The 26,325-nt window shown below is 74.9% G+C and carries 9 protein-coding genes; 2 read left to right on the forward strand and 7 right to left on the reverse strand.

What is annotated here, in order from left to right:
• Positions 1-18 precede the first annotated feature (18 nt).
• On the reverse strand, positions 19-15,405 hold the full coding sequence (locus ABZW17_RS33830; protein ID WP_354823269.1) for an SDR family NAD(P)-dependent oxidoreductase: 15,387 nt from the start codon (positions 15,403-15,405) through the stop codon (positions 19-21).
• A 384-nt stretch (positions 15,406-15,789) separates the two neighbouring features.
• Here ABZW17_RS33830 and ABZW17_RS33835 point away from each other — a divergent pair, with 384 nt between their 5' ends.
• Complete coding sequence (locus ABZW17_RS33835; protein ID WP_354823271.1) at positions 15,790-16,578, forward strand: hypothetical protein; 789 nt, start codon at positions 15,790-15,792, stop codon at positions 16,576-16,578.
• Here ABZW17_RS33835 and ABZW17_RS33840 read toward each other — a convergent pair.
• Both ABZW17_RS33840 and ABZW17_RS33845 read right to left on the reverse strand, forming a co-directional pair.
• A complete protein-coding gene (locus ABZW17_RS33840; RefSeq protein WP_354823339.1) occupies positions 16,529-18,151 on the reverse strand; it encodes a bifunctional 3-(3-hydroxy-phenyl)propionate/3-hydroxycinnamic acid hydroxylase in 1,623 nt (540 codons plus the stop codon). The two genes, ABZW17_RS33835 and ABZW17_RS33840, sit on opposite strands and share 50 nt — an antisense overlap.
• Positions 18,152-18,153: 2 nt before the next feature.
• Positions 18,154-21,030, reverse strand: coding sequence for an AMP-binding protein (locus tag ABZW17_RS33845; RefSeq protein ID WP_354823273.1), 2,877 nt, complete (start codon positions 21,028-21,030; stop codon positions 18,154-18,156).
• A gap of 162 nt (positions 21,031-21,192) precedes the next feature.
• Here ABZW17_RS33845 and ABZW17_RS33850 point away from each other — a divergent pair, with 162 nt between their 5' ends.
• Positions 21,193-22,215 carry a 3-dehydroquinate synthase family protein gene (locus ABZW17_RS33850; protein WP_354823275.1) on the forward strand — a complete coding sequence of 341 codons (1,023 nt, stop codon included), beginning with the start codon at positions 21,193-21,195 and terminating at the stop codon, positions 22,213-22,215.
• A gap of 24 nt (positions 22,216-22,239) precedes the next feature.
• Here ABZW17_RS33850 and ABZW17_RS33855 read toward each other — a convergent pair whose 3' ends face one another.
• The 4 genes from ABZW17_RS33855 to ABZW17_RS33870 are packed head-to-tail and all read right to left on the reverse strand — an operon-like array spanning position 22,240 to position 26,155.
• Positions 22,240-23,217 (reverse strand): class I SAM-dependent methyltransferase, encoded by a 978-nt coding sequence (locus tag ABZW17_RS33855; RefSeq protein ID WP_354823277.1) that lies wholly within the window; start codon positions 23,215-23,217, stop codon positions 22,240-22,242.
• A 24-nt stretch (positions 23,218-23,241) separates the two neighbouring features.
• Positions 23,242-23,901, reverse strand: coding sequence for an HAD-IA family hydrolase (locus ABZW17_RS33860; RefSeq protein WP_354823279.1), 660 nt, complete (start codon positions 23,899-23,901; stop codon positions 23,242-23,244).
• A complete protein-coding gene (locus ABZW17_RS33865) occupies positions 23,898-24,995 on the reverse strand; it encodes a Gfo/Idh/MocA family oxidoreductase (RefSeq protein WP_354823281.1) in 1,098 nt (365 codons plus the stop codon). Before ABZW17_RS33865 ends, ABZW17_RS33860 begins: the two co-directional genes overlap by 4 nt.
• Positions 24,992-26,155: a DegT/DnrJ/EryC1/StrS family aminotransferase gene (locus tag ABZW17_RS33870; protein WP_354823283.1), complete on the reverse strand. Its 1,164-nt coding sequence runs from the start codon at positions 26,153-26,155 to the stop codon at positions 24,992-24,994. The genes ABZW17_RS33865 and ABZW17_RS33870 overlap by 4 nt, the downstream gene beginning before the upstream one ends.
• Positions 26,156-26,325 lie beyond the last annotated feature (170 nt).

Here is a 26,325-nt window from a genome sequence, read left to right on the forward strand (position 1 = left end):
TGGTCCGGGCCGGCCGGCTCACAGCCCGGCGGTGCGCCGCGCCTGGTGCACGAGGTCGTCCGCGTCCATCGCGTCGAGCTCGTCGTCCGCCGGCCCCGCCGCTTCGGCGCCGTCCGAGCCGTCCAAGCCGTCCGGGCCGGCCAGCCGGAGCAGCGCGTCCAGCACCCCGGCGTCCCGGAACCGGCTCAGCGGGGTCGCGGCCAGCACCCGGCGGAGCTCGTCCTCGCGCGGCTCGCCGGCCGGTTCGTCGGCTGGTTCGTCGCGGCCGCCGGGGAACAGCTCGTCCCGCAGGTGCCGGGCCAGCACCGCGGGCTTCGGGTAGTCGAAGACCACCGTCGCGGGCAGGCGCAGCCCGGTCGCCCGGCTCAGCCGGTTGCGCAGTTCGACCGCGGTCAGCGAGTCGAACCCGAGTTCCTTGAACGCCGACTCCGCGTCCAGCTCGGCCGCGTTCGCGTGCCCCAGCACGGCGGCGACGCCGCCGAGCACCAGGTCGGCGAGGGCGCTCTCCTGTTCGGTCGCGGTGGCGCCGGCCAGGCGCTGGGCCCAGGACTCCCCCGGCGCCGACGCCGCGGCCGCGGCGGCCTCGGCGGCCGGGCGCACCGGGCGGACGAGCCCGCGCAGGATCGCCGGCACCGGCTCGTCCGCCGCGCGCACCGCCGCCGGGTCGAGGTCCATCGGGACCAGGGCCGCCTCGGAGCTCGCCAGGGCGGCGTCGAACAACGCCATGCCGGCGTCGGTGGACAGCGGCCGCACGCCGGCCCGGCCGATCCGGTCGCGGTCGGTGTCGCCGAGGTGCCGGGTCAGGGCACTGGTCCGGGCCCAGTAGCCCCAGGCGAGCGCCGTCACCGGGCCGCCGGTGGCGTTCCACCGCTGTGCCGCCGCGTCGAGGAAGGCGTTGGCCGCGGCGTAGTTGCCCTGTCCCGGGTTGCCCAGCACCCCGGCGCCGGAGGAGAACAGCACGAACGCGGCCAGGTCGAGGTCGCGGGTCAGCTCGTGCAGGACCAGCGCCGCGTCGGCCTTGGGCCGGAACACGGTGTCGAGCCGCCGCGGGGTCAGCGCGGACACCACGCCGTCGTCGAGCGCGCCGGCGGCGTGGACCACGGCGGTCAGCGGGTGCTCGGCCGGGATCCCGGCGAGGACCGCGGCCACCGCGTCCCGGTCGGCCGCGTCGCACGCCACCACGCGCACCTGCGCGCCCAGTTCGGTCAGCTGTCCCACCAGGTGCCGCGCCGGCGCGGTCCCGGGGCCGCCGCGGCTGAGCAGGACGAGGTGCCGCACCCGGTGCCGGGTGGCCAGGTGCCAGGCCAGCAGGCCGCCGAGGGTGCCGGTGCCCCCGGTGATCAGCACCGTGCCCTCCGGATCCAACCGCCGCGGCAGGCGCAGGACGACCTTGCCCACGTGCCGGGCCTGGCTCATGAACCGCAGCGCCTCCGGTGCCCGGCGGATGTCCCGCACGGTGATCGGCAACGGGGCCAGCTGCCCGGTTTCGAACAGCGCCACCAGCTCGCGCAGCATCTCCCGGATCCGGTCCGGCCCCGCCGACCGGCCCAGGTCGTAGGCCTGGTACCGGATTCCGGGGTGGGCCGCCGCGACGGCCTCGGCGTCGCGGATGTCGGTCTTGCCCAGCTCCAGGAACCGGCCACCGGGCGCCAGCAGGCCGAGCGAGGCGTCGGCGAGGTCGCCGGTCAGGGAGTTGAGCACGACGTCGACCTCGCCGAACCGGGCGGCGAACTCCGCCGACCGGGAACTGGCGATGTGCGACCCGGCCAAGCCTTCGGCGCGCAGGACGTCCCACTTGGCCGGGCTCGCGGTCCCGAACACCTCCGCCCCGAGGCACCGGGCCAGCCGCACCGCGGCCAGCCCCACCCCACCGGTCGCGGCGTGCACCAGCACCCGGTCCCCGGCGCCGACGCCGCCCAGGTCCCGCAGGCCGTACAGGGCGGTCAGGAACGCGATCGGCACCGACGCGGCCACCTCGAACGACCAGCCCGCCGGCACCGCGGTGACCAGCCGCTCGTCGGTCACCACCACGGGCCCGAACCCCCCGGACGCGCCGTCGAGGAGGCCCATCACGCGGGTTCCCGCGCGCAGCCCGGAAACCCCGGGGCCGGTTTCCGTCACGACCCCGGCGAACTCGCCGCCGAGGCCCTCCTGGCCGGGCACCATGCCCAGGGACACCAGCACATCGCGGAAGTTGACGCCCGCCGCCCGCACCTCGACCCGGATTTCGCCGTCTTCCAGGGGCCGCAGCACGTCGGGGCAGGGCACCGGCCGCACGCTCTCCAGCGTGCCGTCGCTCGTGCTTTCCAGCCGCCACGCCGGATCGGGCGGCAGCACCGGTTCCGCGTCCGCGGGGACGCGGGCCAGGCGCGGCAGGAGCACGGTGCCGCCGCGGATCGCCGCCTGCGGCTCCCCGGACGCGACCACCGCCGGCAGCGCCGCCCGGGCGTCCGGGGAGTCCACGTCGACCAGCACGAGCCGGCCCGGGTGCTCCGACTGCACCGAGCGCACCAGCCCCCACACCCCGGCCGGCACCGGGTCGCGGACGAGCTCGCCGTCGCGGGCCGCGACGGCGCCTTCGGTCACCACCACGAGCCGGGTGCCGGTTTCCGGGGCCTCGAGCCACTTCTGCACCTCGGTCAGGACGTGGCCCACCGCGGCGCGGAGGCCGGATGTCGCGGCCGGCACGTCCAGGACCGTCCACGACGGCGGGTCGGTGACGGCGGGGAGCGCCGCCGGGACCCAGCCGGTCCGGAACAGGGCACCCGCGGCCCGGGCGGCACCGGACTCGATCGGCCCGGCCGGGCGCAGCGTCAGCGAAGAGACCGTGGCGACCGGGGTTCCGGCGCGGTCGGCCACCAGCAGCGAAACGCGGTCGGCGGCGGTTCGCGTGGCGTGCACCCGCAGCGCCGAGGCACCCGCGGCGTGCAGCGTCACGCCGGTCCACGAGAACGGCAGGAGGATCGGCCCGTCCGCCGGGCCGGCGGAGGCGGCGAAGCCGGTGCTGTGCAGGGCGGCGTCGAGCAGGGCCGGGTGCAGCCCGAACCCGGCCGCGCCGTCGGTTCCGCCGGGCAGCGCGACCTCGGCGAAGACCTCGTCGCCCCGCGTCCAGACCTGCCGCAGGCCCCGGAAGACCTCGCCGTAGTCCAGGCCGGTGCCGGCCAGGGTGTCGTAGAAGCCGGTGAGGTCGGCTCGCTCGGCATCCGGCGGCGGCCACTGCGTCAGGTCGAAGGCCGCGGCGGGCGCGACGGCGGTCAGCGTGCCCGCGGCGTGCCGCGTCCACCCGCCGCGGTCGTCGGCGTCGTCGCGGCTGTGGACGCGGACCGCCCGGCGCCCGGCCGGATCGGCGTCGTCGACCACGACCTGCAGCCGCAGCGCACCTTCGGCCGGCAGGACCAGCGGCGTCTCGACGACGAGTTCCTCGACGACCGGGCAGCCGACCTCGTCGCCGGCGCGGACGGCCAGTTCGAGGAACGCCGTCCCGGGGAGCAGCACCACGCCGGAGACGGCGTGCCCGGCCAGCCACGGGTGCGACCGGGTGGAGATCCGCCCGCTGAGCACCACGCCGTCGCCGTCGGCCAGCGGCAGGGCCGCGCCCAGGAGCGGGTGGGCCGGGGAACTCAGCCCCGCGGTGGAGACGTCACCGACGGGGTCGGGGACGTCGAGCCAGTAGCGCTGGTGCCGGAAGGCGTAGGTGGGCAGGTCCACGTGGTCCGCCGGCCGGCTCGTGGTCCAGGTGACCGGAATCCCCCGGACGTGCACCTCGGCCAGGCTGGTCAGGAGGCGCCGCAGTCCACCGTCGTCGCGGCGCAGGGTGCCGGTGACCACCGTGGCGAAGTCGTGGCCGTCCAGGATTTCCTGCACCGCGGTGGTGAGCACCGGATGCGGGCTCACTTCGACGAACGCCCGGTGCCCCTGCGCCACCAGTGCCTCGACGGCCGGGCCGAACCCGACCCGGTGGCGCAGGTTGCGGTACCAGTACTCCGCGTCCAGCTCCGGGCCTTCGAGCCACTCCTGGGTGACCGTCGACCACATCGACACCTGCGCGGGCCCCGGCCGGATCGCGGCCAGGGTCCGCGGCAGCTGCTCGCGCAGTGCTTCGACGTGACGGGTGTGGGAGGCGTAGTCCACCGGGATCATCCGGGCCCGCACCCCGTCCTGCTCGCACGCGGCCTGCACCTCGGCCAGTGCGCCGGGATCGCCGGCCACCACCACCGAGGCCGGCCCGTTGACGGCCGCCACTTCGACGCGGCCGTCCCACGCCCGCACCCGGGCACCGGCCTGGTCCACCGGCAAGCTCAGCGACAGCATTCCGCCGCGCCCGGCCAGCGACTCCGCAATGGCCTGACTCCGCAACGCCACCACCATCGCCGCATCAGCCAGCGACAACGCACCAGCCACACACGCAGCCGCAATTTCACCTTGGGAATGGCCGAGAACGGCATCCGGCGTCACCCCGAACGACCGCCACACCGCAGCCAAACCCACCATCACCGCGAAAGAAGCGGGCTGCACCACATCCACCCGATCCAGATCGAGACCGTCCCGCAAAACCTCCGTCACCGACCAATCCACCCACGGCGACAACGCCGCCTCGCACTCCGCCACCACCCCGGCGAACACCGGCGAAACCGCCAGCAACTCACGACCCATCCCGACCCACTGCGCACCCTGACCGGGAAACACGAACACCCGCTTGCCCTCGACGTCCGCGACACCGGAAACCGCACCGGTCAGGTCGTGCAGCCCCGCCAGGGCTTCGGCGCGGTCGGCGGCCAGCACCACCGCGCGGTCGGGCAGCAGCGCCCGGCTCGTCACCAAGGCCGCCCCCACCGCCGGCAGCGGCGCGTCGGCACCGTCCACAAAGGACGCCAGCTGCGCGGCCTGTGCGTGCAGGCCGGCCGGACCGCGGGCGGACAGCACCAGCGGCACGATCCCCCCGGCGAACGGCTCCGGTGCGTCGGCGGCGACCGGCGTGGGTTCGGGTGCCTGTTCCAGGATGACGTGGGCGTTGGTGCCGCTGATGCCGAACGACGACACCCCGGCCCGCCGCGGCCGGCCGACCGCCGGCCACGCCCGCTGTTCGGTGAGCAGCCGCACCGCCCCGGCCGACCAGTCCACCTCCGGCGTCGGCTCGTCCACGTGCAGCGTGCGCGGCAGCACACCGCGGCGCATGGCCTCGATCATCTTGATCACCCCGGCGATCCCGGCCGCGCCCTGGGTGTGCCCGATGTTCGACTTGACCGAGCCGAGCCACAACGGTTCTTCGCGGTCCTGGCCGTAGGTCGCGAGCAGCGCCTGCGCTTCGATCGGGTCGCCGAGCACGGTGCCGGTGCCGTGGGCCTCGACCGCATCGACGTCCGAAGTGGACAGTCCGGCGCTCGCCAGCGCGGCCCGGATCACCCGCTGCTGCGACGGACCGTTCGGCGCCGTCAACCCGTTCGAAGCGCCGTCCTGGTTCACCGCCGAGCCCGCCACCACGGCCAGCACGCGGTGCCCTCGCTCCCGGGCCACCGACAACGGCTCCAGCAGCACGAGCCCGACGCCTTCGCCCCAGCCGGTCCCGTCGGCACCACCGGCGAACGGCTTGCACCGGCCGTCGCCGGCCAGCCCGCGCTGGCGGCTGAACTCCACGAACGGCCCGGGCAGGGCCATCATCGACGCGCCGCCCGCGAGGGCCATCGTGCACTCGCCGCGGCGCAGCGATTGGGCCGCGAGGTGGATCGCCACCAGGGACGACGAACACGCCGTGTCCACCGTCAGCGCCGGGCCCTCGAACCCGAGTGAATACGCCACCCGGCCCGACGCGACACTGGCCGAGGTCCCGGTCAGCCGGTAGCCCTCGAGGTCGCCGGGGGCCAGGTGGATCCGCACGGCGTAGTCGTGGTTGATCACCCCGGTGAACACGCCGATGTTCTGCCCGTGCAGGGAAGCCGGGTCGATCCCCGCGTTCTCCAGGGTCTCCCAGGACGTCTCCAGGACCAGGCGCTGCTGCGGGTCCATCGCCAGCGCTTCGCGCGGGCTGATCCCGAAGAAGCCCGCGTCGAAACCCGCCGCGTCGTCGAGGAACCCGCCGGCCCGGACGTAGGACTTGCCCGCCCGGTCCGGATCGGGGTCGAACAGGCCGGTGAGGTCCCAGCCGCGGTCCTCCGGGAACGGCCCGATCGCGTCGCGCCCGGCGGCGACCAGGTCCCACAGCCCGGCCGGGGACGTCACCCCGCCGGGGAACCGGCACGCCATCCCGACGACGGCGATCGGGTCGTCCGGCCCGGCCGCGGCGGTCACCGGAGCGGCCACCGGTTCCGCGGTACCGAGCAGTTCGGTCCGGACCCGGCGGGCGAGGGCGTCCGGGGTGGGGTGGTCGAAGACGACGGTGGCCGGCAGCCGCAGGCCCGTGGCCGTGCTGACGCGGTTGCGCAGTTCCACCGCGGTCAGCGAGTCGAAGCCGGCTTCCTTGAACGCCTGGGTGGTGCCGATCGCCTCCGGTGTCGCGTGGCCGAGCACGGCGGCGGCTTCCCCCCGCACGAGGTCGACGAGCACGCGCTTCTGCTCCGGCTCCGCCAGGCCCCGCAACCGGTCCGCCCACCCGTCACCGGCGGTGACGCCGGTGGCCGCGACGCGCCGTCCGGGCCGCACCAGGCCGCGCAGCAGCGGGGACACCGCGGCGGGGTCGTCGTTCCCGCGCAGGCTCGCCAGGTCGAGCTTCACCGGCACCAGCGCCGCATCGGGCGACCGGAGGGCGGCGTCGAACAGGGCGAGACCTTCGGCCGACGACAGGCCGGTGACCCCGCTTCGCCGGTGCCGCCGCAGGTCCGTGCGGCCCAGGTGGCCGGTGAGGCCGCTGACCTGGGCCCAGTAGCCCCAGGCGAGCGACGTCGTGGGGCTTCCGGTGGCGTTCCACCGCTGCGCGGCGGCGTCGAGGAAAGCGTTGGCCGCGGCGTAGTTGCCCTGGCCGGGGTTGCCGAGCACGCCCGCGCCGGAGGAGAACAGCACGAACGCGGCCAGGTCGAGGTCGCGGGTCAGCTCGTGCAGGTGCACCGCGGCGTCGGCCTTCGGGCGCAGCACGGTGTCCAGCCGGTCGGGGGTCAGGGCGGTCAGCACGCCGTCGTCGAGGGCGCCGGCGGTGTGGACGACGGCGGTCAGCGGGTGCTCGGCCGGGATCGCGGCGAGGGCCGCGGCGAGCGCGTCCCGGTCGGCCACGTCGCAGGCGACCACCCGGACGCCGTCGCCCAGCTCACGCACCAGGTCCGCCGCGCCCGGGGCGTCGGGCCCGCCGCGGCTGAGCAGCAGCAGGTGCCGCACGCCGTGCTCGGCGGCCAGGTGCCGGGCCAGCAGCCCGCCCAGGGTGCCGGTGCCCCCGGTGATCAGCACCGTGCCCTCCGGGTCCAGGCGCCGCGGCAGGCGCAGCACGACCTTGCCGACGTGCCGGGCCTGGCTCATGAACCGGAACGCCTCCGGCGCCCGCCGGATGTCCCACCGCGTCACCGGCAACGGGGCCAGCTGGCCGGTTTCGAACAGCGCCACCAGCTCGCGCAGCATCTCCCGGATCCGGTCCGGCCCCGCCGTGCGGCCCAGGTCGTAGGCCTCGTAGTGCACCCCCGGACGGGCGCCGGCGACGGCTTCGGCGTCGCGGATGTCGGTCTTGCCCAGCTCCAGGAACCGGCCACCGGGCGCCAGCAGATCGAGCGAGGCGTCGACGAACTCCCCCGACAGCGAGTTCAGCACCACGTCGACCCCGGCGAACCGGCCAGCGAACTCCAGCGACCGTGAACTGGCCAGGTGGTCGTCGTCCAGGCCTTCGGCGCGCAGGGCGTCCCACTTGGCCGGGCTCGCGGTCCCGAACACCTCCGCGCCGAAGCAGCGGGCCAGCCGCACGGCCGCCAGCCCGACGCCGCCCGCGGCCGCGTGCACCAGCACGCGGTCGCCGGGCCCGACGGCACCCAGGTCGTGCAGCCCGAACAGGGCGGTCAGGAAGGCCACCGGCACCGAAGCGGCCACCTCGAACGACCAGCCGGCCGGCACCTCGGCGACCAAGCGCGCGTCGACGACCACGAGGGGACCGAAGCCGCCGAACGCCCCGCCGAGCACGCCCATCACGCGGGCGCCTTCGCGCAGCCCGGAAACCCCGGGGCCGATCTCGGTGACGACCCCGGCGAACTCGCCGCCGATCCCTTCCTGGCCGGGCACCATGCCCAGCGAAACCAGGACGTCCCGGAAGTTGACGCCCGCCGCGCGCACTTCGACGCGCACCTCGCCGTCTTCCAGGGGCCGCAGCGCCTCGGGGCACGGCACCGGCCGCACCCCCTCCAAGGTGCCCGATCCGCTGCTCTCCAGCCGCCACGGGGCGGAGCCGGCCGGCTCCGCGGCGGGCGCCCGGACCAGCCGCGGCAGCAGCACGGTGCCGCCTCGGACGGCCGCCTGCGGCTCACCCGAGGCCACCACGGCGGCGACCAGCTCCCGCGCCGAAGCGGGGTCGTCCGCGTCCACCAGCACGATCCGGCCCGGGTGCTCCGACTGGGCCGACCGCACCAGACCCCACACCGCGGCGGCCGCGGGGTCGACGAAGACACCCGGGTCGTCGGCCGCCACCGCGTGCCGCGTCAGGACCACGAGCCGGTCGTCGCCGGCCCGCTCGTCCGCCAGCCACCGCTGCACCGTCGCCAGCGTGTGCTCGAGCGCCGCCCGGAGACCGGCCTCGGCCGGCACTTCGGCCACGGTCATCGGCACCGGCCCGGCGACCGGCGCACCGGGGGCCGCGGTCCATTCGACGCGGAACAGCGAGTCCGGCAGCGGGTCGCGGTGCGCCAGCCGGTCGGTGGCCACCGGCCGCAGCACCAGGGAGGCGATCGACGCCACCGGCGCGCCGGCCGGGTCGGTCACCTCGAGCGACACGCCGTCGGTGCCCACCGGCACCGCCCGCACCCGCAGGGCCGAAGCACCGGAGGCGTGCAGGGCGACACCGTTCCAGGCGAACGGGAGCGGCGTCCGCCCGGGCTCGGCCGGCTGGTCGTGGCAGAAGGTGCTCGCGTGGAGCGCGGCGTCGAGCAGGGCCGGGTGCAGCCCGAACCCGGCGACAGCACCTTCGTCCGGCAGCGCGACTTCGGCGAACACCTCGCGGCCGCGGGTCCACACCCGCTGCAGGCCCCGGAACACCGGGCCGTACTCGTAGCCCCGGGCGAACTGCCGCGGGTAGAAGTCGCCGACGTCGACCGCGACCGCGCCGGGCGGCGGCCAGGCGGCGGGATCGGGCGACGGCGTCCCGGCGTCCGGCGCCACCGTGCCGCTCGCGTGCCGGACCCACGAAAGGCCGGTGCCGGCTTCGGCGGGTGCGGAGTAGACGCCGAACCGGCGGCGGCCGTCCTCCGCCGGCGGGTCGAGCTGGAGCTGGATCCGGACGGCGTCCTGGCCGGACAGCACCAGCGGCGTCTCGATGACCAGCTCGTCGACTACCGGGCACCCGGTCTCGTCGCCGCCGCGGATCGCCAGCTCGACGAAGACGGTCCCGGGCACGAGGGTCACGCCCGACACGGCGTGGTCGGCCAGCCACGGGTGCGTCCGCGTGGACAACCGGCCGGTGAACAGCACGCCTTCGCCGGCGGCCAGGCTCGTCGCGGCCCCCAGCATCGGGTGCTCCGCGGACACCAGCCCGGCGCCCGAGACGTCACCCGAAGCGGGCGCGCGGTGGAGCCAGAAGGGTTCCCGCTGGAACGCGTAGGTCGGCAGCGGTACCCGCCGCCCGTCGCGGCCGGCGAACCGGCCCCGCCAGTCGATCCGCACGCCGCGCACGAACAGCTCCGCCGCGCTCGACAGCAGCCGGCGCAGCCCGCCGTCGTCACGCCGCAGGGTGCCCGTCACGACCGCCGGGCTGTCGTCGCGGGTGTCGAGGACGTCCTGGATGCTGGTGGTCAGCACCGGGTGGGGGCTCACTTCGGTGAACACGCGGTGCCCCCGGTCGAGCAGGGCCTCGATGGCGGCCGCGAAGCCGACCCGGTGCCGGAGGTTGCGGTACCAGTACCCGGCGTCGAGTTCGGGACCGGCCAGCCACTCCTGGGTGACCGTCGACCACATCGGGACCTCGGCCGGGCCGGGCCGGACGTCGGCCAGGGTCTCCCGCAGCCGGTCGTGCAGCGCTTCGACGTGCCGCGTGTGGGAGGCGTAGTCCACCGGGATCAGCCGGGCCCGCACCCCGTCGTCCTCGCAGGCGGCCCGGATCGCCGCGAGGGCGTCGGGATCGCCCGCGACGACCACCGACACCGGCCCGTTGACCGCAGCGATCTCCACTCGCCCGGCCCACGGTTCCAGCCGCTCGGCGGCCTGCTCCACCGGCAGCGCGAGCGACAGCATGCCGCCCCGGCCGGCCAGGGACGCGGCGATGGCCTGGCTGCGCAACGCGACGACTTTCGCCGCGTCCGCCAGGGAAAGCGCGCCCGCCACGCAGGCGGCCGCGATCTCGCCCTGGGAGTGCCCGACGACGGCGTCCGGCATCAGGCCCCAGGAGCGCCACACCTCGGCCAAGGCCACCATCACGGTGAACGAGGCCGGCTGCACCACGTCGACCCGGTCGAGGTCCGGCGCGTCCGGCGCCCCGCGGAGGACCTCGGTCACCGACCAGTCCACCCACGGGGACAACGCCTTTTCGCACTCCGCCACGACTTCGGCGAAGACCGGCGAAGCCGTCAGCAGGTCGCGTCCCATGCCGGCCCACTGCGCGCCCTGGCCCGGGAAGACGAACACGCGCTTGCCTTCGACGTCGGCGCGGCCCGAGACGACGCCGGCGGCCGCAGTTCCGTCGGCCAGCGCCCGCAACCCGGTCACCGCTTCGGCGTGGTCGTCGGCCAGCACCACGGCGCGGTCGGGCAGCAGGGCCCGGCTCGTCACCAAGGCCGCACCCACCTCCGGCAGCGGCGTGACGGATCCCTCCACAAAGGACGCGAGGCGGGCCGCTTGGCCGCGCAGGGCGGCGGGGCCACGGCCGGAGACGATCAGGGGCACCACGCCGTCCGGCTCGTCCGCGGGTTCCGCCGGTTCCGGTTCCGGTGCCTGTTCGAGGATGACGTGCGCGTTGGTCCCGCTGATCCCGAACGACGACACCCCCGCCCGGCGCGGCCGGTCGACCCCGGGCCACTCCCTCTGTTCGGTGAGCAGCCGGACCTCACCGGCGGACCAGTCCACCTCCGGCGTCGGCTCGTCGACGTGCAAGCTCTGCGGCAGCACCCCGCGTTGCATAGCCTCGACCATCTTGATCACGCCGGCGACACCGGCCGCGCCCTGGGTGTGGCCGATGTTCGACTTCACCGAACCCAGCCACAACGGCTCTTCGCGGTCCTGCCCGTAGGTGGCCAGCAGGGCTTGCGCTTCGATCGGATCACCCAGAGACGTTCCTGTGCCATGGGCTTCCACCGCGTCGACGTCCGAAGTGGACAGTCCCGCACTCGCCAGCGCAGCCCGGATCACCCGCTGCTGCGAAGGACCGTTCGGGGCCGTCAAACCGTTGGACGCACCGTCCTGGTTGACCGCCGAACCCGCCACCACACCCAGCACGTGATGGCCCGCCGCCCGAGCGACCGACAGCCGTTCCAGAAGCACGAGCCCGACACCCTCACCCCAGCCGGTTCCGTCGGCACCACCGGCGAACGGCTTGCACCGGCCATCGGCGGCCAACCCCCGCTGACGGCTGAATTCCACAAAGGACACCGGCGTCGCCATCACCGTCACCCCACCGGCCAACGCCAGCGAGCACTCACCCCGGCGCAACGCCTGCGCCGCCAGGTGAATCGCGACCAGAGACGACGAACACGCCGTGTCCACCGTCAACGCCGGACCCACGAAACCCAGCGAATACGCCACCCGGCCCGAGGCGACGCTACCCGCGGTCCCGGTGCCGAGGTAGCCCACCAGGTCCGGGGGGACCTCCTCGGGTCCGGCCGCGTAGTCGTGGTGCATCACGCCGGCGAACACGCCGACGTCGCCGCCGCGCAGGGTGGCCGGGTCGATGCCCGCGTTCTCGAAAGTCTCCCAGGACGCTTCCAGCAGCAACCGCTGCTGCGGATCCATGGCCAGGGCCTCACGCGGGGAAATCCCGAAGAACCCCGCGTCGAACCCCGCCGCGTCCTCGAGGAACCCGCCTTCCCGGACATACGACGTGCCCGCCCGGTCCGGATCCGGGTCGAACAACCGGTCCAGATCCCAGCCGCGATCACCCGGGAACGCGCCGATGGCGTCCCCGCCCGCGGCGACCAGGTCCCACAACTGCTCCGGTGACGACACCCCGCCCGGGAAGCGGCACGCCATCCCGACGATCGCGATCGGCTCGTCGGTCGCGACCGCCACCGGCGTCGCGGGCGTTTCGGTGTCACCCAGCAGTTCCCGTTTCAGGTACCGGGCGACGGCGTCCGGGTTCGGGTGGTCGAAGGCCAGGGTGGCCGGCAGCGCGAGTCCCGTCGCGGCGCCGAGCCGGTTCCGCAGTTCGACCGCGTTCACCGAGGTGAAGCCGAGTTCGCGGAAGGCGCGCTCCGCCGCGACCGCGCTGCCGCCGGGCAGGCCCGCCACGTGCGCGGTCTCGGCGCGCACCAGCTCCGCGAGCAGGGCGGCCTGGTCGCCGGCGGGCGTAGCGGCCAGCCGGCGTCGCCACTCCTCCGTCACCTCGGCGGACGGCTCGGGTGCACCGGCCAGGCCGCGCAGGTCGCGAAGGAGGCTCGGCACCGCGCGCTGCTCCGCCTCGGCCTGCCAGGCGGTGAGGTTCAGGCGCAGGGCGACGAGCGAGGTCTGTCCGGCCGCGAGCGCGCCCTCGAAGACCGCGAGTCCTTCGTCGGCCGAGAGGGCGGTCGCGCCGCCGGTCTCCGGGGCCGGTTCGCCGGTGTCCCAGGACAACGCCACGGCGGGCTGCCCGCCGGCCCGGCGGTGGTGCGCCACCGCCTCGAACCAGGAGGCGACGCCCGAAGGCGCGCCCTCGGTCAGCAGCCCCGCCACCGGGGACACCAGCACGAAGGCCGACACCCCGGTCCCGAGCGTCAGCTCGTGGAGGTTGCGGGCCGCGTCCGCCACGGCGCGGCCGAACGGCGCGGCGGCCTGGACGTGCACCACGGCCGTGACAGGCCGCTCCAGCCCGGCCAGTAGAGCCTCCAGCGCCGGCCGGTCGGCGGGATCGGTGGCCACCAGGGTCGCGTTCACCCCGGCGTCGGTCAGCTCGGCCGCGAGCCGCACCGCCGACTCGTCTTCGAGGGCACCCGGGTCCAGCAGCAGGACATCGCGCGCGTCGCGGGTGGCGGCCAGGTGCCGCGCGATGGCCGCGGCGGCGGGGTCGGTGACGCCGGTGACGAGGACCGTGCCGGTGGTGTCGACCTCGCCGGTCACCTCGGCGCCGGAGGTCGACACCCGGGCCAGCCGGGGCACCAGCGCGGCGCCGGCGCGCACGGCCGTGCGGGGTTCGCCGGTGGCGACGGCATCGCGGACCGCCGCGGCCCATTCGTCGTTGCGTTCCCCCGGGTCCGCGAGCAAGAAGGAGAGCCGGCCGGGGTGCTCGCGCATCGCTTCCGCCAGCGGCGCGAATACGGGCGCCGGGTCGCCGGGGTCGACGACGACCACGCGGGTCCCGGTCAGCCGTTCGTCGGCGAGCCACCGCCGCAGCCGGGCGATCAGGTCATCCGGCGCGTCGCTCGCGAGGTCGTCGAGGGAGCGGGGAGCGGCCGCCACGAGCACGACGTCCGGGGCCGGTTCACCACGGTCCACCGCCTGGTCGAAGCCCGCGGCGTCGGCGTAGGTCCGCACCCGGACGCCGGTCGCTTCGAGCCCGGGGGCGTCGAGGCCCGCGATGGCCCACGTCTCGTCCTCGGGGCGGGACACCGGTCCGGCCGGGACCCAGCCGGTGCGGTAGAGGTTCTCGTGGTGGCCGTCGCCGATCGCCCGGAGGCGGGCGGGCAGGTCGGGCAACGCGTGCCGCTTGACCTTCCCCGAGGCGGTCCTCGGCACCGCGTCGATCTGGTAGACCGCCACCGGCACCTTGAAGAACGCCAGCCGGTCCCGGCAGGCCCGCAGGACCTCGCCCGGATCGAAATCGTCCGCCCCGGGCACCACGTAGACGACCGGCACCTCGCCCAGCACCTCGTGCGCCCGCCCCGCCGCCGCGACGTCGGCCACTCCCGAGATGCCGCGTACGACTTCTTCGATCTCGCCCGGGTGCACGTTTTCCCCGCCCCGGACGATCAGTTCCTTCACCCGGCCGGTCACCGTCAGGAAACCCGACTCGTCGGCCCGGGCCAGGTCACCCGTCCGCAACCACCCGTCCACCAGCACCTCGGCCGTCGCCGCCGGCTGGTTCCAGTACCCCTGCATCACGTTCGGGCCCCGGAGCCACACCTCGCCCTCCGCACCGGCCGCCACGTCCGCCCCCGCGTCCCCGACCAGCCGCACGGCCAGGCCCGGCACCGGCAACCCGCACGAGCCCACCGGCCCGGCGCCCCGCCAGTTCACCGCGATCGCCCCGCAGGATTCGGTGCTCCCGTAGGCATCCACCAGCGGCACGCCGAACACACCCTCGAAGGACCGGCGCAATCCCGCCGGAAGCACCGCACCACCGACCAAGCCGACTCGCACCGCGGGCAGCACACCGCGGTCGCCGGAGGCCACCAGGCCCTGGTACACCGTCGGCACGCCCGCGAGCACCGACGGCTCGAACTCCGCGGCCACCCGCACGACGTCCTCGGCCGAGAACCCCGGCAGCACCCACACCGAAGCCCCCACCGACACCGCACCCAGCACACACACCACGTGCGACAAGGAATGGAACAACGGCAACGGCCACAACACCCGGTCATCCGGGCCCAACCCCAACGCAGGCACATAACTCGCCGCCACCGACCACAAACAACTCCGCTGGGTCGACACGACACCCTTCGGCGACCCCGTCGTCCCCGACGTGTAAAGGATCCACGCCGGCTCGTCCAGGCCCAGGTCGTCACGTGCGGACAGTGAAGAGTCCGTTGTGGACAGCAGGGAGAACGAGCGGGTGCCCGCCGGCACCGGCCCGTCACCGGTCACGAGCAGCGCCCGGGCGGGCCGGTCCGCGAGCACCCGGCGGACCTGGCCGAGCCGCTCGGGATCGGTGATCACCACCGTGGCGCCGCTGTCGGCGAGGAAGTGGCCGAGTTCGGCGTCGGCCGACCGCGGGTTCAGCGGCACGCCGATCGCGCTCGCGCGGGTGATCGCGAAGTAGCTTTCGACGGCCTCGACGCCGTTGCCGAGGTAGATCGCCACCCGGTCACCGCGCGCGATCCCGAGCTCGGCCAGGTGCCCGGCCAGCCGCCGCGTGCGCAGTTCCAGTTCGGCGTAGCCCACGGTGCGCCGGCCGTCGGTGTAGGCGGTCCGATCGCCGAACTCGCCCGCGTGCGCCCGCACCGTGTCAGACAACGGACGGATCAACTCGGTACGCAGCATGCCGCCGACACCCCTCGGTCGAATGAGACGTCTTGGCGCGGTTCGCCGCCGCATTCCGGCGTGGCGCCAGGACCGTTCGGACGGCAACGTCCCGCGAGACGGCCGTCCCCACCAGTCTGGCCGGAGTTCCGCGGGCGGTGCCCCCTAGCCGCCCCCCGGGGTGTCCCCAGCATCCCGGCAAAAGGCTTACCCCCCTTGCCATCCCCCTGTCCGCGAGCGCTTCCCGCTCCCGGCCCGCGGGCGGACCCCGGCGGCCCCCCTAAGCCCGCCCAGAGTTCCGGCCGGCCGGCTTTCCGGCCGAAAACCGGTGGTAGAAATCGGTGGTCACGCACCAGCCGATTTCCGGGAGTCGAGTTCATGACCGGCGAATGGTTCTGCCTGCACCTCGGCGACGAAAACGGCCCGGCGGAACTGATGGCCTGGCACCGCGAATTCGACCTGATCCGCGTCCTGCCCGGCACCGGGCGCTGGTTCTTCGACCGGCTCGACGACGGTTTCCTGCTCTGGATCCGCACCGACGCCTGGAACCGTCACGAACTCCTCCGGCGATTCCGGAGCGCGGCGGCGAACCGCGGCCTGCGGGTGATGCAGCGCGGCGCCGTCCCGCCGACCGCGCGGTTCACCGACCCGCGCGACCGCCGCCACGCCGAAGAGCTGGCGCTCGTCTCCAGCGAACTCGCCCTGGACCTGTGCCGGGCCGGGGAACCCGCCGCCGGCTCCGGCCTGCCGGCCGCGGTGCTGCACGTGTGGTCCCTGCTCGGCGGCGTGGACGACCGGTCCCGCGCGTTCTTCCTGTTTTCCCTGTGGGAACACTGGACCCGGCGCATGCGCCCGCACCAGCGGGTCGCCCTCGCCGCCCGCGCGGCGGACCCGATGCCGGCCGGGATCGCGGCGCTGCTCGACGGCAACCGGGTCCCCGCGGCTTGGCACCACCAGCTGCGCGTCGTCGCCCGGGTCGCGCGGGACGGGGGCCCCACGCCGGTGAACTACCTGCTGTACGAGCACGCGAAGACCGGCGCGGCCCGGCTCGGCCTGGCGCCGGACAGCCTGGCCCTGGCCACCGCCACGCTCCGCGGCGCCGTGCTCGCCGGCGCCGTCACCGCCCACCCGGCGGTACGGGCTCCGGAGCCGGTGCCGGCGCGGTGAGCTGCCGGGCCGCGTCCCGGACCAGATCGATCACTTCGGCCTCGTCGCGTGCGACACCGAAGAGGTAGAAGTCGGGGCGCACCAGGGCCGCGACCGCGCCCATGCCGGCCAGGTACGGCCCGTAGCACCCGTCGACGTCCACGACGTCGTCGGCGTCGAGGTCACCGGGCGGGGTGCCGGCGGGGCGCACCCGGACGAGCCGGGCCCCCACCACCGCCAGCGCGTCCGGGCAGGCCCGGTCCAGGGTGGCCGCCAGGTCCAGGGTGCTGATGAGCACGAAGCCGAGGCCGGCGATCTCGTCGAACAGCCCGGTCCGCCCGCCACGGCTCACCCGCGCCTGCGGCGTGGAGTCACCCGCGTACGGCGCCGGGCGCCCCGCCGCGTCGTGGCGCAGGAACCCGGTCACGAGGGCCTTCACCGCGGTCCGTTCCCGCGCCGGCGGGTCGATGTTCCGGCGGCGCGCGGTCAGCATGGCGCGGTCGCGGTCGGCCGCCGCGGCGGGGTTCACCACGCACACCACCTTGCCGAGCTCGACCGACATCGTGACCGCGTGCCGCACGTGGGCCCGCCGCTCGGTGTCGTAGGTGTCCAGCAGGTCCGCCGGCGCCCGGCCGGCCAGCACGAGGTCGAGCTTCCAGGCCAGGTTGGCGGCGTCCCGGAACCCCGAGCACATCCCCTGGCCCGCGAACGGCGGCATGAGGTGGGCGGCGTCCCCCGCGACGAGCAGCCGGCCGGACCGCCAGCGATCCGCCCAGCTCGCCCGGAACGTGTACACGGCGTGCCGGTCCAGCTGCGCGTTCTCCGGGGTGACGTCGACCAGGCGCAGCAGGCGCCAGGCGTTCCCCGCGCTGCCGAAGTCGCCCGGCCGCTCCCCCGGCAGGCGCATGAACTCCCAGCGCCGGTGCCCCGGCCCCGCCGACACCGCGGTGCGCGGCCGCGCCGGGTCGCAGATCTGCAGGTTGTTCGGGGTGAACTCGCGCGGCTCGCGCAGGGTGACGTCGCAGATCAGCCAGTCGTGGGCGAAGCCGAGATCGGTGCTCGTGGTACCCAGGCGCTCCCGGACGAAGCTGTTGGCCCCGTCGCACCCGACCAGCCAGCTGCCGCGGAGGACCTGCCGCGTGCCTCCGGGCGTTTCGGCCGTGACGCTCACCCCGTCGCCGTCTTCGGCCGCGTCCACCACCGTGTGGCCGCGCAGGACCCGCAGGTTCGGCAGGCCGGCGCCGCGAGCCGTCAGGGCGCCTTCGAGCTCCGGCTGGTAGAACGACGTCGAGTCGGGCCACGCGCAGTGCCCCCGCTCGGCCACGTCGAACTCGATCAGCGTTTCCCCGCGGGCGGTGCGCCACGCGTACTCGCGGGACGGCTCGCCGAACCGGGCGAACTCGTCGCCGATCCCGGCCGCGGCGAGGATGCGCCCGGCCTCGCTGTCGAACCCGACGGCCCGCGGCTGCCGGAAGGGTTCGGGCCACCGCTCCAGCACGGTCACCCGCCATCCTCGGTGCGCGAGCAGGACCGCCAGCAGCTGGCCGACCGGGCCGTAGCCGACGATCAGCACGTCGGCGCCGGGAGCGGGCATGGTCACTCTTCTCCTTCCGGGCGACCGGGCCACCGGTTCGCCGGGGTCAGGCCGATCAGGTCGATCAGGTCGTGCAGCACCACCGGGGTGGGCGCCCGGACGTTCGCCGCGTCCACCCGCAGCACGGACAGGGCGCGGTGGCCGGTCGCGAGGGCGGCGTCGACCATCGCCAGACCCTCCGCAGTGGACAGTGGGCCGACGCCGGGGAACCGGGACCGACCCTCGTCGGTCATCGGTCCCCACGCCAGCGCCAGCGCGGACCCGCCCCGCCAGTGCGCGAACGCTTCGGCGAAGGCGTCGACGGCGGCCTGGTCCGCGTGGCCCGAGCGGCCGAGCGGGCCACCGGCCGACGTCACGAGGACGAACGCCCCCGGCCGGTGGCGCCGGGTGAGCTCGTGCAGGTTCAAGATGCCCCGGACGACCGAGGTCACCGGGTACCGGCTGGACGTCTCTTCCGCGTGCACCACCCCGGTCAGCGGGCGCTTGAACCCGCGCAGCAGGGCCGCGAGGGCCGCGCCGTCGGCCGTCGTGCCGGTCGCGAGCGTGACTTCCGTGCCGGTGGCCCGGAAGCGCGCCGTCAGCTCGGCCGCGGTCCGGTCCGGCCAGCCTTCGGCGCTGAGCAGCAGCAGGTACCGCACGCCGTGGGCGGTCGCCAGGTGCCGGGCGAGCGCGGCTCCGCGGAGCCCGTCCGCGCCGGCGACCAGGACGGTGCCGCCCGGATCGACCGCGGGTCCGGGGTGCGGCTCCGGCACCGAGACACGGGCCAGCCGCGGCACCAGCACGACCTCGCCGCGGACCGCGGCCTGCGGCTCACCACCGAGCACGGCCTCGACCAGCGAGGCCGGTCCGGACGCCGGCGTTTCGTCGACGTCGACGAGGTGGATCCGGCCGGGGTGTTCGTCCTGCACCGAGCGCACCACTCCCCACAGGGCAGCGTGCCGCAGCCGGGCCACGTCGTCCTGGTCGCTGGTGACGACCGCGCCGCGGGTGCGGACCACGACCAGCGACCCGCTCAGCCGTTCGTCGGCGCACCAGGCCGCCAGTTCGGCGGTCCAGGCCCGGACGTCGGCTCCGACCGCCTCCGCGAGGTCCTCGGCGGCCCCGTCCGGCGCCGGCAGCACCAGCACGTCCGGCGCGGGTGCGCCGGCCGCGACGGCGGCGCGGAGCCCGGCCGGGGACGCGGCGGTCCGGACGTCGGCGGTCCCGCCGGCCACCCGGCGCAGCGCGGCCGCCAGCGCGTCGGCGTCCGGCCCGGCCACCGCCCAGGCACCGGCCGGTCCCGGCGGGGCGGACCGCAGCGGGCGGGGCACCCAGTCCAGGCGCAGCAGCGCTTCGTATTCGCCGTCGCCGACGGCACGCAACCGGGCGGGCAGGTCGAGCAACGCGTGCCGCTTGACCTTCCCCGAAGCGGTCCTCGGCACCGCACCGATCTGGTAGACCGCCACCGGCACCTTGAAGAACGCCAGCCGCTCCCGGCAGACGCCCAGCACCTCGCCCGGATCGAATCCGCCCGCTCCCGCCACCACGAACACCACCGGGACCTCGCCCAGCGCCTCGTGCGCCCGCCCCACCACCGCCACGTCCAGCACGCCCGGGACCCCGCGCACCACCTCCTCGACCTCACCGGGATGCACGGTCTCCCCACCCCGGACGATCAGCTCCTTCACCCGGCCGGTCACCGTCAGGAACCCCGACTCGTCGGCCCGGGCCAGATCACCCGTCCGCAACCACCCGTCCACCAGCACCTCGGCCGTCGCCGCCGGCTGGTTCCAGTAGCCCCGCATCACGTTCGGGCCGCGCACCCACACCTCGCCCTCTTCACCCGCGCCCACGTCCAGTCCCGAACCCACCCCCACCAAGCGCACCGCCAACCCCAGCACCGGCAACCCGCACGAGCCCGCCGGCCCGCCGCCGCCCACCCAGTTCACCGCGATCGCCCCGCACGACTCGGTGCTCCCGTACGCATCCACCAACGGCACGCCGAACGCACCCTCGAAAGCCCGGCGCACCGCCGCCGGAAGCACCGCACCACCCGCCAGACCCACCCGCACCCCGGAAAAACCGGCACCGCCCGACGCCGCCAGTCCCTGGTACAGCGCCGGCACCCCCGCCAGCACCGTCGGCTCGAACTCGCCCGCCGCACCGAGGACATCGCCCACCGAAGAACCCGGCACCACCCACACCGAGGCCCCCACCGACACCGCACCCAGGACACACACCACGTGCGACAGGGAATGGAACAACGGCAACGGCCACAACACCCGATCGTCCGGCCCCAACCCCAACGCAGGCACATAACTCGCCGCCACCGACCACAAACAACTCCGCTGGGTCGACACGACACCCTTCGGCGACCCCGTCGTCCCCGACGTGTAAAGGATCCACGCCGGCTCGTCCAGGCCCAGATCATCCCGAGCCGGTACTTCCGGTTCCCGGTCCACCAGGGAATCCCACGACACGCCGCCGGCCACCGGCGGCCCGGCGCCGACCAGCACGAGCGGCTGACCCGGCAGCAGCCGGCGGAACCGCTCGGCGTGCGCGTGGTCGGTGATCACCAGGCGGGCGCCGCAGTCTTCCAGCTGGTGGGCCAGCTCCGCGTCGGTCGCCCCGGGGTCCGCGGGCACGGAGAGCGCGCTCGCGCGCAGCACGGCGAAGTAGCTTTCCACCGTCTCGACCCGGTTGCCCAAGCAGATCATCGCGCGGTCACCGGGTTGCAGGCGCAGCGCGGCCAGGTGCCCGGCGAGCCGCCGCGTCCGCGCCTCGAGCCGGGCGTAGGTCAGCGACCGCTCGCCGTCGGTGCAGGCGAGCCGGTCGGCGTCGTGACCGGCGCGCTCGCGCAGCAGTTCGGGCAACGGGCGGATCAGGTCGGTCCGAAGCATGCCACCACACTCCCCGCTCGGACAGGCATCGCCAGTCTCTCCGGCGCCCGGCGGCGCCACCCCCCTGACCGGTCCCCGTAGGCCCCCTGAATCCGCGCCCGGGCGGCCGCGGCCGTAATACCCTTCGGCCGTAGCAGTTTCCCTCGCGAGAGGCCCGGAAAAGTGCCCGACGAAAGCAGAAGCGTCACCGTCGACCTGGCCGAGCGGTCCTACCCCGTGCACATCGGCGCGGGAGTCCGCCGAGCGCTGCCGGAGCTCGTCGCGGGCCTCGGCGCACGCAAGGCGGCGGTCGTGACGGCCCGGCCGGCGGCCGAGATCCCCGACCTCGGCGTGCCGCGCACGGTCATCCCGGCCCGCGACGGGGAAGCGACCAAGACGCTGGCGGCCGTGGAGGAGCTGTGCCGGCGGTTCGTCGAGTTCGGCCTGACCCGTTCGGACGTGGTGGTGTCCTGCGGCGGCGGCACGACGACCGACACGGTGGGCTTGGCGGCCGCGCTGTACCACCGCGGGATCCCGGTGATCCACCTGCCGACGTCCCTGCTGGCCCAGGTCGACGCGAGCGTGGGCGGCAAGACGGCGGTGAACCTGCCGGCGGGCAAGAACCTCGTCGGCACGTACTGGCAGCCGAGCGCGGTGCTGTGCGACCTCGACTACCTCGAGACGTTGCCGGCCCGGGAATGGCGCAACGGGTACGGCGAACTGGCCCGCTGCCACTTCATCGGCGCGCCGGGTCTCCACGGCAGGCCGCTGCTCGACCAGGTGGCGACGAGCGTCGCCCTGAAGGCCCGGATCGTGGCGGCGGACGAGCGCGACGCCGGCGCGCGGCACCTGCTCAACTACGGCCACACGCTGGGCCACGCCCTGGAACGGGCCACGGACTTCGCCCTGCGCCACGGCGAAGGGGTGGCGATCGGCACCGTGTTCGCGGGCCGGCTGGCCGGCGAGCTCGGGCGGATCGGGCCGGCCCGGGTCGCGGAGCACCACGCCGTGGTGGCGGCCTACGACCTGCCGGCCGAGCTGCCGGCCGGGCTCGACGACGGCGAGCTGATCACGTTGATGCGCCTGGACAAGAAGGCGACCGAGGGCCTGAGCTTCGTCCTGGACGGCCCGGACGGGCCGGGCCTGGTCCAGGACGTGCCCGAGGACGCGGTGGCCGGTGCGCTGGCCGGGATGCCCCGGACCTGATCCGGGGCCCGGCCGCGCACCCGGTCAGGGCGTCAGCAGGTTGCCGGCCACCCGCGGCGTGCACCACGACAGCGCGTCCCCGCGGCCGGCGATCAGGTTGAACCCCGAAGCCGACACCGCGAGCTCGATCAGCGCCGCCTTCTGCAGCGCGCTGAGCGACGCGATGCTTTCCCGCAGGAGCGGATCCTCGTACAGGTCTTCCGGCCGCAGGAGCGACAGCGCGCTCGCGTCCGGCTCGGCGCCGGACAGGTCCACGTGCGGGTTGCCCCGGAAAGCCCAGACGCGGTCCACGGCCACCCAGTCGGCCAACGGCTCGAGCACCGTGGCCACCTCGCCGATCCGCATCGTGTGGACGACCGGGTTCAGGAACGCGTCCGCGTCCACGATGTCCTGGTACTCGGCCGACACCGCGAGGTCGAGGTGCTCTCCGGAAAGCCCGTAGCTGGCCGGCGACAGCTGCACGCCCAGCGCCCGGACGGTCCGGATGCCGTCCTTGCCTTCGAACCGGTTCAGCAGCTGCACCAGCTCACGCTGGCGCATCCGCTCGGCTTCGCCGATGCTGCCGTAGATCCACAGGTGCAGCAGCGCGTCCGTGGCCAGGTGATCGCTCAGCCAGCCGATCGCCGCGGCCGGGTCCGGGATGTGGTGCACCACCCCGTAGCTGTAGATGAAGTCGAACTCGGTGCCGAGCGGCTCCCCCGAAATGCTCGCGTCCAGGAACTCAAGGTTTTCGACGCCGGCCCGGTCGCGGAGGCGTTCGGCGACCGCGCGGGAGGGACCGTTCGGTTCCAGGCCGACGAATTTCACGTCCGGGTAGGCGCGGGCCATGCCGACCACCGTCTGCCCGGTTCCGCAGCCGGCGTCGAGCACGGTCCACCCGCTCCGGAACCCGCCTTCGACGATCGCCGGGATGTCGTCCGGGATCTTCACGTCCGCGTTGTCGAGGTTCGAAGACGGAAAGGGGAAGTGTTCGTACACCGACGCGGTCGCCGAATATGCCATTTCATCCTCTTCGTGGTCGGGATTTCACGGGCTGAGCTCGACCCGGGCGGACTCCAGCCAGTCGAGCAGGTCCTCCGGCTTCCGCAGGGTCACGTCCGGTCCGGCCGCCAGCAGGGCCGCCTCGTCCGTTTCGCCCCACAGGGCGGCGACGGCGGTGACCCCGGCGCCGCGTGCGCTCTGCAGGTCGGTCACGGCGTCGCCGATCATGACCGTCTCACCGGCCTCCGCGCCGAGCAGCGCCATCGCGCGCCGCACGATGTCCGGGGCCGGTTTGGGGTGGGCCACCTCGTCCGAGCCGAGGACGTGGTCGAACAGCCACCGCAGTTCGAGCCGCTCGAGCAGCGACCGGGCGCGCGGGCCGCTCTTCCCGGTCGCCACGGCCAGGCCGAAATCGTTGTCCTTCAACGTGGTGAGGACCTCCCGCACCCCGGGGAACACGCGGACCAGGTGGGCCAGCCGGTAGCTTTCCCGGACGAACGGCTCCTCCATCGCCGGGGGCAGGCCCATGATGCGCATGATGTCGGGGAAGTACCGGCCGAGGTGGCGGTTGTACTCCGCGAACGGCGCGGGGCCGTCCCCCACCACCTCGGCGTAGGCGGCTTCGAAGGCCTGGCGCATGACGCCGAAGCTGTCCACGAGCACGCCGTCGAGGTCGAACACCACCGCGCGCACCGGCCGGGTCACCGGCCCACGCCGCTCAGCGGGCGCCTCGACGGCGCGGACGCGTAGACCCGCTCGATGACGTCGATCACCCAGCGGGCGTCCTCGATCGCCCGGCCGCGCGAGGCCGGGTCGGCGAGCAGCGCGGGCAGGGCGTCGAGCTGGCGGTCGTACTCCGCGCCGATCGGCTCGGCCGGCACCGCGGCCGGCTCGGTCACCCCGCCCACCGTGTGGGTGAGCCGGGAGCCGGGGAGCCGGTTCGGGCTGAAGCCGAAGGTGCACCGCAGTTCCGCGGTGCCCTCGCTGCCTTCGATCCGCAGCACGGTCCGGTCCAGGGCCTCGTGGGAGGCCCATCCGGCGGTGAGGCCCGCCGACAGCCCGTCCGCGGTGACCAGGAACGCGTGCGCGGTGTCCTCGACGTCGGCGCCGGGCTCCCCGGCCGCCGGGTCGTCCTGCCGCCAGGCCGCCCGGAACGCCCGGCCGTCGACGAAGTCGGCGGACACCGCCCCGGCGACCTGCTCGAACTCCAGCGGGCCCAGCAGCAGCCGGGCGACGTCGAGCAGGTGCCAGCCGAGGTCGACCAGCGCGCCGCCCCCGGCGAGGTGCCGGGTGGTGAACCAGCCGGCCCCGGCCGGCACCCCCCGGGCCCGGCGCCAGGACAGCTCCGCGTGCCGGATCCGGCCGAGCGAGCCGGTCAGCTGCCGCAGCGCGGCCACGTCGGCGCGGTGCCCGGCCGCGCTGCCGCCCAGCAGCGTCGCGCCGCCCGCGGCCTCCGCGGCCGCCAGCCGGTCCACCTCGGCCGAGGTCAGGCAGAGCGGTTTTTCGAGGAACACCGGGATGCCCGCGGCCAGCAGGCGTTCCGCGACCGGGGCGTGCAGGTGGTTGGGCACGGCGACGACGGCCAGGTCGACCGCGTCCGCGCAGAGCCGGTCGGCCGAGGCGTGGACGGCCGTGCCGCCCGCCTCCCGGGCCACGCTCGCGCGGAGCACCGGGTCGGGCTCCACCAGCGCCACCAGCTCGTAGGCCGGGTGGGTGCGCAACCGGCTGAGCCAGAGGGTGCGGCCCGCCCAGCCCAGCCCGATCACCGCGACCCGGACCGGCTTCCGGCGGCCGGTCATCCGCGGCCGGCCACGTCGGCCACGGCCGCGGCCACGTCGTGCATCTGCGCTTCGGTGCCCAGCAGCAGGCGGTGGTGCAGCCAGACGCAGTCGGTCGTCAGCGCCTCGGCGTTCGGGCAGCGGCGGGCGAGTTCGTCGACCGGCAGGTCCGGTGCCCCGGTCTCCCAGAAGGCGTCGGTGCGGTAGACGGCCCGGAACCCGACGAAGGCCGGGATCCCGCGCGCGTTGAGGGCTTCGACGAGCTCGCCGCGGCGCTGCTCGGTGACGCCGGGCATCCGGAACATGGCCATGTAGTGCGGGTTGCGGTCGCACCGGTCGTCACCCGCCTGCGGGACGACCCCGTCGATGCCGCCGAGCAGTCCGGAGAGGACCTGCCACCGCTGTTCCCGCACGGCGATCTGCTCGTCGAGCCGGGCCAGCTGGGCCCGGAGGACGGCGGCGGAGAACTCGTTCATCCGGAAGTTCGACCCGGAGGTGCGGTGGAAGTAGCCGCGGTCGCCGCGGGGCCGGCCGCAGCTGTGGCGCACGAAGCCGGTCTCGTACAGTTCGGCGTCGCCGAAGAGGACCGCGCCGCCTTCGCCCGCGGTCATCAGCTTGCCGTTCTGGAAGCTGAAGGCGGCCACCGAGCCCAGGTCGCCGAGTTTCCGGCTGCGCCAGCGCGCGCCGTGCGCGTGCGCGGCGTCCTGCAGCAGCGGCACGCCCGAATCGGCGGAAAGCTTCGCCAGCGCGTCCATGTCGGCCACCAGCCCGGCCATGTGCACCGGCATGATCGCGCTGGTCCGGCTCGTGATCGCGGCCGCCGCCGCGGCCACGTCGATGTTGTAGGTGCCCGGGTCGACGTCGACCGGCACGGCCACCGCCCCGAGGCGTTGCGCGGCCTGGGACGAGGAGATGAACGTGAACGCCGGGACGACGACCTCGCTGCCGGGCGTCACCCCCAGCACCTGGAGGGCGAGTTCCAGCGCGTGCGTGCCGTTGGTGACCGCGAGGGCGTGCTCGCCGCCGTGGTACGCGGCGAACTCCCGCTCGAACGTGTCGACCTCGCTCCCGCCCATCCGCCACCACTGCCCCTGGTCCAGTGCGCGGTGCAGCCCGGCCCGCTCCTCGTCGCCGTACTGGGGCCAGACCGGGAATTCCAGCTCACGGTGCAGTTCACTCATGGATTTCCGCCCCTACCTTCGCACGCGGTAATTCACCACCGACCAAACAACAGCCACATTACCGGCGTAAATTACCGGCAACCAATCCCCTGGCGTCCCCCTAAGGTCCCCCTAGCGTTTCCGACGTGCCGGAACGGTGATCGATCATTGCTATTCTGTGAATGGACATC

Source organism: Amycolatopsis sp. NPDC004625, assembly GCF_040609695.1.
Taxonomy (GTDB): domain Bacteria; phylum Actinomycetota; class Actinomycetes; order Mycobacteriales; family Pseudonocardiaceae; genus Amycolatopsis.

Coding starts and splice junctions, on each gene's coding strand:
- ABZW17_RS33870 (WP_354823283.1), bottom strand. CDS start 26,155: ATGAGTGAACTGCACCGTGAGCTGGAATTCCCGGTCTGGCCCCAGTAC.
- ABZW17_RS33835 (WP_354823271.1), top strand. CDS start 15,790: ATGACCGGCGAATGGTTCTGCCTGCACCTCGGCGACGAAAACGGCCCG.
- ABZW17_RS33840 (WP_354823339.1), bottom strand. CDS start 18,151: ATGCCCGCTCCCGGCGCCGACGTGCTGATCGTCGGCTACGGCCCGGTC.
- ABZW17_RS33855 (WP_354823277.1), bottom strand. CDS start 23,217: ATGGCATATTCGGCGACCGCGTCGGTGTACGAACACTTCCCCTTTCCG.
- ABZW17_RS33845 (WP_354823273.1), bottom strand. CDS start 21,030: ATGCTTCGGACCGACCTGATCCGCCCGTTGCCCGAACTGCTGCGCGAG.
- ABZW17_RS33865 (WP_354823281.1), bottom strand. CDS start 24,995: ATGACCGGCCGCCGGAAGCCGGTCCGGGTCGCGGTGATCGGGCTGGGC.